Genomic DNA, 12,035 nt, shown 5'->3' on the forward strand with positions numbered 1-12,035 from the left:
GATCTAGGTTCGCCTTTTTACGATTAACATGATCTGGCGCTCTACCTCGACCTGAAGCGCGCGCTGTTTATCAATATTAAAATGCCCGATATCTTTGGCGCGGGAGTAATCCCGATTTTCGAGCTTTCCCTTAAATTGTGGACCAGCTACAAGAGGCAAACCCCAGCCATTCTCGGAAAAATAATAGTTTATCGCGTGCTTGACGTTGCGCGGTAAGGGCGCCGGCGCCGTGGCGGCAAAACTTGCCAGCAAGTCAACATGTATGCCATTTTCGGCCAGTTCCTCAGAGATCGATATAATTGCATTGGCACCCAAAGAGTGACCAATAAGGACGATAGATCTCTTCTGACCGCTCTTATAATCTGCGATTATCGTCGCTGCAACGGACCGCCACGCGCTGTGATTGCGAACGATAGCTTCAATGCCAGCTGAGCGAAGGTCTGTCGCAATTTGGTCAAGTCCCCGGGAAAAAATATTTGCAAAGCCGCGGAGGAGATAAATCGATGCGTCGCTTTGTAGTGAAGTCCTACGAGCATTCATGGCCGCTTGCACAAGCGATGTGGGCGCAGCGAAGACAGCCAAACCAGCGGCTAAAACGTGACGCCGATTGAGGTGACGAGTGGAGAGGCGAAGATGATTTCTCAAATTAGTCACCAGAACTTAGGAACGACGCGACCTGTTCTCTTTGAATACTCGTCATAATCGGGACCAAAATGCGTACGCATCATCGCTTCCTCCTGAGAGACACGACAAAAATACAATATGCCCACGCCGACTATTCCTGCGCCACCCGCAAACCAGTTCGGGAGCAGACAAAATTGCGCTACAGCCCATAGCCAGAATGAGAGATACATGGGATGTCGCACATAGCGATAGATACCTTCGGTGACAAGTTCATGTTTTTCGCGAATTTGTAGGGAAACTGACCAGTTCCGTCCCAACTGCCGGTGACTAATATAAAATATCAGGAGGAAGGCAATTTGAACAAAAAGCCCGATCCATGCAAGCCAGCTCTGAAAGCTATAGTCAGCACCTGATGGAAATCCTGTGACAATGTAGACGATCGGTATCACTGAAAGCGACAAAGTCGCTATGGACAGAGCTAGTCTGTCTGCAAGCGTACGCTCATCACTGTTGACGCCGACTCTACGTGCGCGTCTACGATGTGGGATCCGAACTACGGTCCAAATGATGAGACCAATTGCCCAAACGAGCACAGCAATCTGAGACGTCATAATATAGCACTCTCCTCGTCGGATGGATTGCCTATGATGTGATGTTTCGCCCGGTTGATCAGAAAAAGCGGACCGTAACAGATCTGATAGAAGTCGTACCAATAGCGCTCTGTATTTGCGAACACATACTGGTAATGAACGCGAAAGAGGTTGCGCTTTATCCGTCGGTAGGTTTCCGGCAACAACATTTGCCGCATCCTTACCGCCCTTACGAGGGGAAATGTTCGGCCCTTATTCCTTCTGAGCCCCATCTCAACGACTGGATCGGTTTTATAAAAATTAATCGGATCTGTTAAACACTGGATTTCCACCCAGTCCATTTTCCCGTCGTCTACGAGCAGTTGTACATTCGAGCGAAATTTTTTCGCCTGACTAATATACCCGGCCTTCATCGCTGTTGAACCAAGCGTAAGGACAATGACCTTGTTCGCCCGTTGAGAAAAATCTGGGTCCCGTTGCAAACAACGGGCGGCTGTTTCGAGGATCAACATCCCACCCGTACTATGCCCGATCAATATGATTTCGTCATACGCGCCGTCTTTGACTTGTCGCACAATCTTTTCGGCAAAGCGATCCAACAACTGATCGGCATCGTCTCTCTTAGAGCAGATGAAATCAAATGAAAATGACCATAAATCCATGAGATGGTTCACGGACCAGCGTTTACCGAAAACTGCAAGGACCACAAAAAACGTCATTATGCCGATTACCGCTTTTGCGGGACCAAAGATCGAAGGCATAAGCAGGGCCACCACTGCGCCGATGACAGAAAAGCCGACTATCGCTAGAAATGGGTAAAGAAAATAGAGCCCGAAGCGCCAAGCAGTCAGGAAAAAGCGCCAGGCGCCTGAGAACAAAAAGCCTATGAACGCATAAAGATATTTTGCGAGCCGCCAAGGGAGTGGGCGGTTGAAGTCGGCGAGAACCAGAGAATCGAGCGCCAGGAAGGTAAAGTCACAATCGGTCTGCCAGTTTTCAGCCACACATTGTGATCGAATGCGAGCCGAAGCGATGTCTGTGCTTCCATCTAACTCTAAGAGCTCCGTTCGCGTCTCCCAAAGCTCGTCAAACCGACGGAGTTCCTTGGTCATGCGTCCGAAATACGCGTCCGGCGTCTTCGGATCATATCCCCCAATGAAGAAGAGTGCGCGACGTTTTACCGGTTGCTCCATTATAAGAAGACTAAACAGCACAAATTCGCTTGTCGAGAACAAAAAGAATGTCCTCATTCCAACACCGTGTCCTTGAAAGGCGGTGGAATGCAGACGACCGCGTCACCCGAAAGGTGACGCGGTCGTATCTAATTACAGGCCGAGGCGCTTACGCAACTCAGCATTTTCCTTGCGTAGCTTTTCAGCGAGCGACTTACGCAGGCGCTGATTTTCAGCTTCAAGTGCAACGAGAGCCTTGAGTTCATCGGTTGCAGGGGAGGACTTGCTCGAGGTCGCCTTGGCCGGTGCGGACACCGTTGCCGCTGGCTTTGAAGTAGATGCCTTTGCTTTGGCAGGCTTGGCAGCTGCCTGCTTCTTGGAGCCCGATGCCGCCTTAGCAGTCTTAGCCTGTGCGTCGTTCTTCCAGTTGTAGTATGTCTGTTCTTTAATGTTGAATTTCTTGAGCGTGTCTTTCAGCGTGTTCTTGCCGTCTGCAGTTTCGCTCGCAACAGCAGCCAGCAAATCGGCGCGCTCAGCAGGTGTAAGACGGCGTGACTTTTGAGCAGGAGCCGCTTCGGCAGCTTTAGGAGCTGCAGCTTTTTTTGCTGCTGGCGCTTTCTTTTTTGGTGCGCTGGTCTGCTGCGCGTTTTCAGCGGTTGCTGCTTCAGTCACTTCGTTTGGATTTTGTTCAGCCATTGAGAGGTTCTCCTGCGGTATCGTGGTTAGGGTTGTAGACTATGTAATATTCGATCGACTTATTGCTTAAAGATACTACATTTTTCTTAAACTTCTATAAAATAGAATTAACTTTGGGTCTAGTCCGTCCTGCAACTCCCAAATTTCAGGGTTGTGTCGCGCCTAACGCTCCATTTTTAAGCTGAAATAGCGGAACTAGATTGAAGATTTCTTCCCGAGCGGACCTTGTTTTATCATCCGCTGTTTCAGTGGTCGGTCCTATCGGAAATAAATGAAGAACTCAGACTGATCCGAAAATGGTTTGGTCGGAGTTTCGTACTTTAGTGTTGAAGCTCACGCCATCCTCAATAGTAAAGCGAGCGAATTTAAACGGTGAAAATATTGCTCGCTAACATATTTAGATGCTAAATGTTGAACTGTCGGTTCTTGGGCCATTTAAAAGATACCGCGGAATGGAGGAGCAGAATGGACAAGGGGGGTTTTGATCGCACTAGCGTTCAAAGCTGGATTGCACTGTTTAACTTCGCTTTCATGCATGCCCCAATAGGCATTGCGCTTGTGGACACGGATGGTCATCTACTGCGAGCAAATCAAGCGTTCTCCAATCTTATTGGCTACCCGCTAACCCAACTTGAGGGAATGCATTTTAAGGATTTCACTCACCCTGAGGATATTGCCCTCGATCTAAGACTTTTCAATGAAGTACTTGCGGCGCAACGCGACGGCTACAAAGTTGAAAAGCGCTATATACGATCCGACGGATCAACGGTTTATGTCGTCATTCACGTTGCCGCAATGCGTGATGACAAAGGGGAGGTCGTTCGCTTCATTTCTCAGATTGAGGACATTACGGGCGCAAAGACTGCCGAGCGAGAATTGCGAGAGCGGGCTGCCATGTTATCGCTCGCAATGGATGCAATAAACGGCGGATTCTGGCATCTCGACGTCAAGAGCGATATCTTCGAAACCTCGGATAAACTCGCAGAGCTGATCAATGGTCCGGGCGCGGAACGGCTTAACTTGCAAGCCTACCTGAGTAAGATCAATCCCCATGATCTTTCAGCAGCTGACCTAACACATTTGTTGAGCGGCCGTGTCGAGCACGCTGTTACTGAGTATCGGCTCAATACAAATAATGGCGAGCGGTGGATGCGTTGTGAACGTCGGCTCCTGCGTGACGGCGATGGCGCACCGCTTAAGATTGTCGGAGTGGCACTTGATTTCACTCCTGAACGGACAAGGCTTGCGGATCTCGAGTTGCGTTCCAGGACGGACGTATTAAGCGGACTTTTAAATCGGCACGGGTTAGAGATCGGCTATCGCGAACTGAATTGCGATGAAGGCTATTCCGTTCTGGCTATCGATCTTGACGGGTTCAAAGCTGTCAACGACCGTCTAGGTCACGCAATGGGTGATGCAGTTTTGGTTCAAACAGCCAAACGACTGTCGTCTACTGTAGACGCCTGCGATCTTGTCGCGCGCATGGGCGGGGACGAATTTGCAGTTGTGCATGGCGGGAGCCGGGTGGATGGACTGAGGCTGGCAAATTCAATCCTTGAAGCAATGCGTCTTCCCATTGTGATCGATCAGGTGGTCACCGGAGTGGGGATCAGCGTCGGATGTGTCTGGACCCGCGAAAAAAGGGAGATCACTCTCTTGCTGGCTCGGGCCGACGACCTTCTTTACGAGGTGAAGTCGGAAGGCAAGAACGGTATGCGTTCTTATTCGGTTGATTGAAAGTAATCCGCCAATGAAACGTTAAGGACCGGCTGGCCAGATTGACCTGATAGCAATTGCCATCTGTTTTTTCAGCGCTATCTACCGCAATGGGAATGGCGTCGATAAAAGTAGGGGTACGATGGAACCGGGATTGAAAATAAGCGAGCGCGCCTATATGCCAGCTCATGAGCAGTCCCGGATGCCGGCGCTTGCAGCAATTGCTGCTGGTGTTGCAGTTTTGTATTTTGCAAAAGATGTCTTCCTGCCTTTGGCGTTTGCCGTGCTGCTTACGTTCATGCTCGCGCCGATTGTCGCCTTTTTGAGACGCCGAGGCCTTCCCCGGTTGCCCGCCATATTGGCAAGCGTTACGAGTGGCTTTCTTGTCATTGTCCTGTTCGGTGCAGTGCTCGCGTTTCAGGTCGCCGAAGTCGGCCAGAATGTCACCACATATCAATATAATATCGTTGAAAAAATACGCCTGCTAAAAGAGGCCGGGACAGATAACGGATTGATTGATCGTCTAAACCGTCTTGCAGAACGCATCGGTGCGGAAATCAGTCAAGAGGAGAAGAAGTCCGATCAGAATATTGGAACACAGCAGCCAGAACGCAAGCCAATTTTGGTAGAGATTTTTTCTCAACGCAATCCTATCCAAACGCTCGAAACGATTGTCAGCCCACTGGTAGGGCCCGTTGCAACCTTTGGCCTCGTTATTGTCGTTGTGATTTTCATGTTGCTCGAGCGGGAAGAATTGAGAGATCGGTTTATCCGCCTGGTAGGGCATGGTGATCTACATAAGACTACAATTGCATTGCAGGACGCGGGTGCGCGGGTCGGCCGCTATTTGCTGACACAGCTCTTGGTAAATGCGGCCTATGGTGTCCCATTAGGGATTGGGCTATGGATCCTAGGCATTCCTAACGCATTGTTATGGGGCATGCTCGCTATCCTGCTTCGCTTCGCGCCCTACATTGGACCGGTGATCGCCGCAATCATGCCCCTGTTTTTGGCGATCGCGATCGCGCCGGGCTGGAGCTTGTTGTTGTGGACCATCGCATTATTTGCTGTCCTTGAGCTGATCAGTAACAACGTTATGGAGCCTTGGCTTTACGGTTCGCGAACCGGTTTATCGCCACTTGCAATCATTGTTGCTGCGATTTTTTGGACTTGGCTTTGGGGACCCATTGGGCTCGTATTGTCGACGCCGCTAACCGTCTGCTTGGTTGTCCTCGGGCGCTACGTACCACAGTTCAGGTTCTTGGAAATCCTATTCGGCTCCGAGCCCGTTCTGAATCCGGAAGAGCGCCTATATCAACGCTTATTATCGGGCGATCCCAACGAAGCGACCGACAATGCTATTGAGTTTCTTTCGAAGCAGTTTCTCGTCGAATATTATGGAAATGTCGCGATACCCGCGCTGCTGATTGCAGAAAATGATCGCACACGTGGTGTGCTCAGTGACATTCAGCTCCAGCAAGTGTCTCAAAGCGCACGTCTTGTGGTCGCAAATCTCAGGCAGATTGCGGACGAGGAGGAGGACAACGATGAGGATGTCTCGGTTGATACACCGAGTGACCGCGAGGGCGCCGAGACGGTGCAATTGCCGTCAGGAGAGGGAAAGAGGATCATCTGTCTCGGTGGACGAGGTCCCCTGGATGATGTGAGCGCCGCTATGTTGGCACAGGTGTTATCGGTTCAAGGTGCAGATGTGCGCGTGGTCGATCACGAGAGTTCGCAACCTAGCCAGTTGCGGAAAGCAGATTTGGACGGCGCTACTGCGATAGTCCTGTGTGTTCTTGACCTGGAATCTGCACATCGCGCCAAGTTTCTCCTTCGTCGCTTGAAACGCCTCAGTCCTGGTTCACGTGTTGGCTTGGCCAACTGGCGAGAAAACCAACAGCAAGACGATGCGGAAAAAAGCAAACTACCGCCTGAAGTGAGGGGTGACTTTGTGGCTTTCAATTTGCTTGACGCGACACTGGAGTGTCTTTCTGATGCGCCGCCGCAAGAGACTAAAGAGACGGTGAAAAAAATTCTCAAAAGAAAGCCAACGAGCTTGAAGAGGCCGATTTCATAAACAATACCGACCCTTAACGAGGGCCCGTTAAGGATCTGCTGTAGCGTGCGATTTCCTATATTTTTCCTCAGTGCACACTTCTGGATGCCGACGGATACAAAATCGCCTTCGGCATCCCAACACTTAAGAGGGAAAGGCCTCATCCGCCTGCTCAAAAAAATGAGCAGTGTTTAACGGCTGAATTACCCTATTCCCCTATAGGGCTCGATGCCCGGACCAACATTCGTTCAAGTTGCGAATTTTCTTTGCGAAGCGTTTCCGCCAGCCGATGCTTCAGAGCAGCATTTTCTCTGTCAAGCGCTTCCAAATCGTCGGAAAACCCTTCTGGTAATGAGTAAAACCCTGTGGTGGGTGCAACTGCAAAATTTCGGGAGCCCGATACGCTGCTTTTAACGCTATCGGCCTTTTTGGGTTTTCGAGCGGTCACCTCACGCGTAAGCGCTTTATTGGTCGAAACGGATGGGACCTTCTTCTCAACAATTTCAGTGGTTGAAGGCTTGTCTGAAGCCGGATCGAGGAGTGGCTCGACTAATCCCTTTTCAAGCGATGGAGATGATGACACCGTCGCTGTGGGAGGCAAAATTTCCTCTGTCTGCTTCGCTGTATCAGTTTCAATATCAGCGCGAGAAACTGGCTTTTCAGGTTTCTGCACAGATTGAATGATCTGCTTCGAGGACGGCGTCGCGTATGGGGCATCTTGCTTTACGACAGGCGGGGTTTCAGTTTCGCTGACTGGAACTGCAGCAGGTTGATGGCTGTCGCCATAGAAGACAGGAGTCGCATCATTGAGGGCAGGAAGAATGCGCCCCGTGGCGGCGTTGTCGACCAAGGGGGCAGGGCTCCCGTTCGTAGCTGGCGAACTCAGAATGGGGCGAGGCTGTCTGTGGGTCGCCATATTGCGCGACTTACGCACCGGCTGGCTGCTCAGTGGCGGTGCGGCTTCATCTTCTATCGCTTTAGAGATTTCTTGGAGATTGATGTCTCCCCATAGCGATTTCGCATCTTTTCGCACACGGCGATTTTTATATTCGACGATGAGACGTTTACCTGGAAATTTCATGCGGGCGCTTCAATCCTAACACCGGTGTGATAGCTCAATAAATGACAACATATTATCGCTACAAGCTCTTCTATTCAAGCCTGAGCTGACGCTATTAAAGACCAAAAACGAGCGTAGGTCTCTCTCCAAAACTTCGCCCACAAGAACTTCGTAATATGCGCCAGTTCTTCTTTCTCCTGTCAAATAACAAGCCTCTACCGAAAGAACAAGAGTCTTAGGACGCAAAGGCAATAAAATTGGCGGATTAATCGTCAGGTTCACGCGGAGCAATGTTTGCAACACAGCTAGTCTTTCGCTAGCTGCAGCTTGCACCTAAAAACATATCGAGCCCCGAACGCCAAGAGGCGACCGCAACACAGACAAGCGCTTTAGATATAAACGCGCTTTCAATATCGCCCAGAGAAATTGCAAGTTTAGGGAAGCTAACTAACGGAAAACAAATGAACTTATCTTCTGAGGCTCGCAAATGGCGCTTTGTTGCCAATGCCACAAGGGCGGCACCGACAATTCGAAATACGATGTCTGCTTTTGTTATGATGCTCTTATAGAAACGGAATTTCGACGAAGGAAAATAAGGAACATATTCATTCCGTCATCGTTGTTTATGCAACAAGGAGAAAGACGATGTCCGATAAAGACCAACAAAGAGCATGGAAAATCGCAGACAATAATCGTGTTTGTTTTTATGGCTGGAATGGAAAACAAGTCCCAATGTCGCCTATCGTCCGCGAAGAGGAAAATGCCATCTATTTTCTCACCGATGCTGACAGCGACAAAATTACAGATATTGACGCAAACTCAACCGTACAACTTAGCTTTTCAGATGAAAGCGCTAATGATTATCTCCTGGTGAAAGGGCGTGCCGCCGTTTCAAATGATCGTGAAAAAATCAAGGAACTATGGACCCCATTTGCGAAAGCGTTCTGGGAATCAGAAGATGATCCTGCCATTCGGCTGATTGTCGTCACGCCAGCTCAAGCGGAGTTCTGGGACGGACCAGGAACGATGGCGGCAAAGGCAAAAATGTTGGTCGCTGCGGTGACCGGAACTAAGCCGGATATGGGCGATAATCGCTTGACGGAGATGTAGACATTCATCATGCGAGGTCAGGAGGCGATTTAAACCGCACCAATCAAACCCTGACACCGCAACTGTCAAATGCTTAATCAATATGATGAAATATTTGTTCTCTTAAATGTCGCGCGATTAATGAGGGCCTATCGACGATCCGAGACCGGTCAGACTTCATCTCATGATTTTAGACAATTCTTTGCTACTGAAATTCATATCATTGCAAAGCGTCTCTGTGCGGTATTTTCCCACGCGAACCGCCTACCAACTAAACCACCTTTAGTGCAGTGTGGGGCTCTGTGGGAGCAATGGACGACGAGACGATCGATTTTCGGCGTAGAATTGCGCGGCCAAGGAGCGGAATTCGGTCTCCTTGAACAGGATCCTAAAGAAATGCAGACCACGCAGCAATTGGCCCGGTCTGCGCTTTTCCTTAGCGGCGGCACCGCCCGACCAAAATACCGGCAATAAGACCCACGATTCCGATCGTCGCTAACGCCGTTGATGCGGCGGCGGGATTTTCTCGAGCAGCACTGAGCGCGCGCGAACCGTGGTAACGAGCGTTTGTGGCAACCTCCTCGAATGCAGAAGATGCCGAAGCGAGAGCGTCATCAGCCTTATTGGTTGAGTTACCAAGCCTTGCTGCAATGTCTGCTGAAAGAGCGCCTAACTGGTTACGAAGTTCACTAATCTGGCTAGCGATGGTGTTCTCTGGCTCATTTACCACTTCAATTATCCTTCTCGTCGTTCATTTTGTAATTGATAAGACTATGAGATGGAAACGTACCGGCGAGGATTTGGTTTCAATAAAACGGCGGTATTAGCGAATATCAATGATGGAGCGGGTCCTGATAGGGAACGCTGATTCAAGATATTTTAGGGTGAGCAATTTGCGACGCAGAAGGACATGGCGGATCCTAGAGATCCGCCGATGAAAGCTTAGCGACAACGCGCGGTGTAAATTCGACCATGGCGATCGCGATACTGACAATTTCCGTTGCGAAGATTTCGAACAAGCAGTCCGCCTACAGCGCCTGCACCTGCACCGATCAGTGCACCGCGACCTCCACCTGCAATGCCGCCAATTGCGGCACCCGCCACGGTTCCGACACTGAGATCTTTCTCCGTCGACGTACAGCCTGAAACGGCCATGAGCGCAACTAAACAAAATGCGATTTTCTTCATATTTTTAGTCCCTCCAATCACACGATGTGAATAGACGACCAAATAGGGAGCATCAGCGGTCAGTCAAGAAATGTGAAGCCAATTTTCGAAGCATTTTCAGTGGCCAACTTGAAATGCCACGTTCTCGGCGTTAATTCAGGGTAATGCCAAATCTGGCATTACAAACTCTGCTAACGCATCTTGCGTTTCATTATCAGCGGGCCGTCCGTTTTTGCTTGTGCGTATCGCATCACGATCCGAACGGTCCTCGACCGAACTGTAGTTTTGTTCGCGCATTCAAGAATGGCGTTTTGTGCACTAACAGCGAATTCTTCCCCTGCTTTGCGAACTGGCTGATATTCCACGGTGACAATGTCAGTGATTTCGCCATTTCCGTCATAAGTGACTTCGAAAGTCGCCGAGGCCCGCGTATAAGAAGCGTCTGCAGGAACCTTCCAACACTTTGTTGCAGCCTGAGTGATGATCTCAGCGTCGGTCGCGGCAACAGCGACTGATGGCAAGAGACCAAAGCCCATTAAGATGATTTTGAACAGCTCTCTCATCATACTCCAAAACAGAACTTTCCTATTATCATTACATAGGTGTTTTGGTCGCTGAAATCAAATTTGCCAAAGCTGTCAGATAGATAGCTTTTACTGAGGTAGCCACCAGAGCAAAATGCAGGCCAATGCGGCAGCGAAAACTGCTCCGCTGACGAGAAATGCCTGATCCGATATCGTAAAATCAAAAATCGTCATCTTCGGTACCGCTTCTCCCGTCTGTGTGCCTCGACGCTCGGCAGATCGATAATCAAATCTTCTGTCTCCAAACGCTGTCCGCACTGGAAAGTTCAATATTTATTGAAAATGATCAGTTTGATTTGACGAACTGCAAATGCCCGAGGTCCGCAGAAATTTATATTTGCGCAGCGTGGCGTTTAGCTCATAGCGTTGCGACGCCACAACTTCAGATCGTTCTTAAAAACCAAACAGCCCTGTGGCCTATTCTAGAGGCCCGTCTCTTACTTCGGCTCGATCTTCCTTTTCGGCTCGGGTCGTTATAAGTCATTTGCAAACAAGCACGGCAAGTGTGACGGAGCAATCATGTTGTTTTTCATCTATCAAAGGTTCGCAGGCTTCGTGGCGGCAATGTGTGGATTGTTGCTAATTCCTTGGATTTTAGGCGTTCCGGGCCATCCTAACCGAGCGGTGGAATCGGCATGGACAATCGGCTTGCTTGTCATAATTTTATATCTGGCCGCTTTTCAACTGGTTCGATCATTGGATAAAAAGGCAGCAACCAACAGGTTTCGTTCACTTTCCCGATGGGAAAGATTGCTTTTCAAGTTTGCCTGGCTGTCATTTATTCTCCTAAGCCTATGCGTTTTAGTGGTCATCCTTAGCCCATTTGACTAGAAGTGCTCGCAATTGCATTTTGGACCTTCCAGAACCTGCGAAACGCGGAACTTCCATTGGCTTCGATTTGTTTAGCATTCATAGCTCATTCAAAATGGAGTAGTGATATGTTTCGCATCATTCTTGCAGCGGCGTTTGCAACGAGCTGTGGTTTGGCGGTTGCCCAGGAGTCCGGTATGCCCACCCAGTCCGGCGGCCAGGAGCCAGAAGTTCCAGGCACCCCCTCTCATGATGCCGCAAAGCCTGTTGTGCCCAAAAAACAAAGTCAACCAAAGGCCAATCCACCGAAGGATAAGCAGAAAGTTATTAAACAAGAGAAATGTAAGCCAGGAAAAGACGCGAAGGAATGTCGAGAATACGGCGTGAAGCGCAAATGATCCTCTTACAGACGATTTGACAGGTTAGCTTCATCATGGCGATGATGTGATCCTCAAGAGTGAACTGCTG

11 protein-coding genes are annotated in these 12,035 nt (G+C 49.6%); 4 read left to right on the forward strand and 7 right to left on the reverse strand.

Annotation, left to right across the window (positions count from 1 at the left end):
* Positions 1-3: 3 nt before the first annotated feature.
* From QSJ70_RS22825 to QSJ70_RS22840, 4 genes are all read right to left on the reverse strand, one after another.
* A complete protein-coding gene (locus QSJ70_RS22825; RefSeq protein WP_285539917.1) occupies positions 4-540 on the reverse strand; it encodes an alpha/beta hydrolase in 537 nt (178 codons plus the stop codon).
* Between the two features lie 110 nt (positions 541-650).
* Positions 651-1,235 carry a protein-S-isoprenylcysteine O-methyltransferase gene (locus tag QSJ70_RS22830; protein WP_285539919.1) on the reverse strand — a complete coding sequence of 195 codons (585 nt, stop codon included), beginning with the start codon at positions 1,233-1,235 and terminating at the stop codon, positions 651-653.
* Positions 1,232-2,407 (reverse strand): lipase, encoded by a 1,176-nt coding sequence (locus tag QSJ70_RS22835; protein WP_502871714.1) that lies wholly within the window; start codon positions 2,405-2,407, stop codon positions 1,232-1,234. Before QSJ70_RS22835 ends, QSJ70_RS22830 begins: the two co-directional genes overlap by 4 nt.
* 132 nt (positions 2,408-2,539) lie before the next feature.
* Entirely contained in the window at positions 2,540-3,082 is a 543-nt protein-coding gene (locus QSJ70_RS22840) for a transcriptional regulator (protein WP_215780982.1), read from the reverse strand.
* Positions 3,083-3,547: 465 nt separating this feature from the next.
* Between QSJ70_RS22840 and QSJ70_RS22845 the strand changes: the two genes are divergently transcribed.
* Positions 3,548-4,819, forward strand: coding sequence for a diguanylate cyclase (locus tag QSJ70_RS22845; RefSeq protein WP_285539923.1), 1,272 nt, complete (start codon positions 3,548-3,550; stop codon positions 4,817-4,819).
* Between the two features lie 121 nt (positions 4,820-4,940).
* Positions 4,941-6,878 carry an AI-2E family transporter gene (locus QSJ70_RS22850; protein ID WP_285539925.1) on the forward strand — a complete coding sequence of 646 codons (1,938 nt, stop codon included), beginning with the start codon at positions 4,941-4,943 and terminating at the stop codon, positions 6,876-6,878.
* 187 nt (positions 6,879-7,065) lie between these two features.
* On the opposite strand, the gene QSJ70_RS22855 is transcribed toward QSJ70_RS22850, so the two are convergent.
* Positions 7,066-7,938: a hypothetical protein gene (locus tag QSJ70_RS22855; protein ID WP_285539928.1), complete on the reverse strand. Its 873-nt coding sequence runs from the start codon at positions 7,936-7,938 to the stop codon at positions 7,066-7,068.
* Positions 7,939-8,562: 624 nt separating this feature from the next.
* Here QSJ70_RS22855 and QSJ70_RS22860 point away from each other — a divergent pair.
* Positions 8,563-9,027 carry a pyridoxamine 5'-phosphate oxidase family protein gene (locus QSJ70_RS22860; protein ID WP_285539930.1) on the forward strand — a complete coding sequence of 155 codons (465 nt, stop codon included), beginning with the start codon at positions 8,563-8,565 and terminating at the stop codon, positions 9,025-9,027.
* 415 nt (positions 9,028-9,442) lie between these two features.
* Here the strand turns inward: QSJ70_RS22860 and QSJ70_RS22865 are convergent, their stop codons facing one another.
* Both QSJ70_RS22865 and QSJ70_RS22870 read right to left on the reverse strand, forming a co-directional pair.
* Positions 9,443-9,736, reverse strand: coding sequence for a hypothetical protein (locus tag QSJ70_RS22865; RefSeq protein ID WP_285539932.1), 294 nt, complete (start codon positions 9,734-9,736; stop codon positions 9,443-9,445).
* A gap of 212 nt (positions 9,737-9,948) precedes the next feature.
* Positions 9,949-10,194, reverse strand: coding sequence for a YMGG-like glycine zipper-containing protein (locus tag QSJ70_RS22870; RefSeq protein WP_215780971.1), 246 nt, complete (start codon positions 10,192-10,194; stop codon positions 9,949-9,951).
* 1,501 nt (positions 10,195-11,695) lie between these two features.
* Here QSJ70_RS22870 and QSJ70_RS22875 point away from each other — a divergent pair.
* On the forward strand, positions 11,696-11,965 hold the full coding sequence (locus tag QSJ70_RS22875) for a hypothetical protein (protein WP_285539934.1): 270 nt from the start codon (positions 11,696-11,698) through the stop codon (positions 11,963-11,965).
* Positions 11,966-12,035 lie beyond the last annotated feature (70 nt).

It is taken from the genome of Brucella sp. NBRC 12950, from assembly GCF_030268145.1.
GTDB lineage: Bacteria > Pseudomonadota > Alphaproteobacteria > Rhizobiales > Rhizobiaceae > Brucella.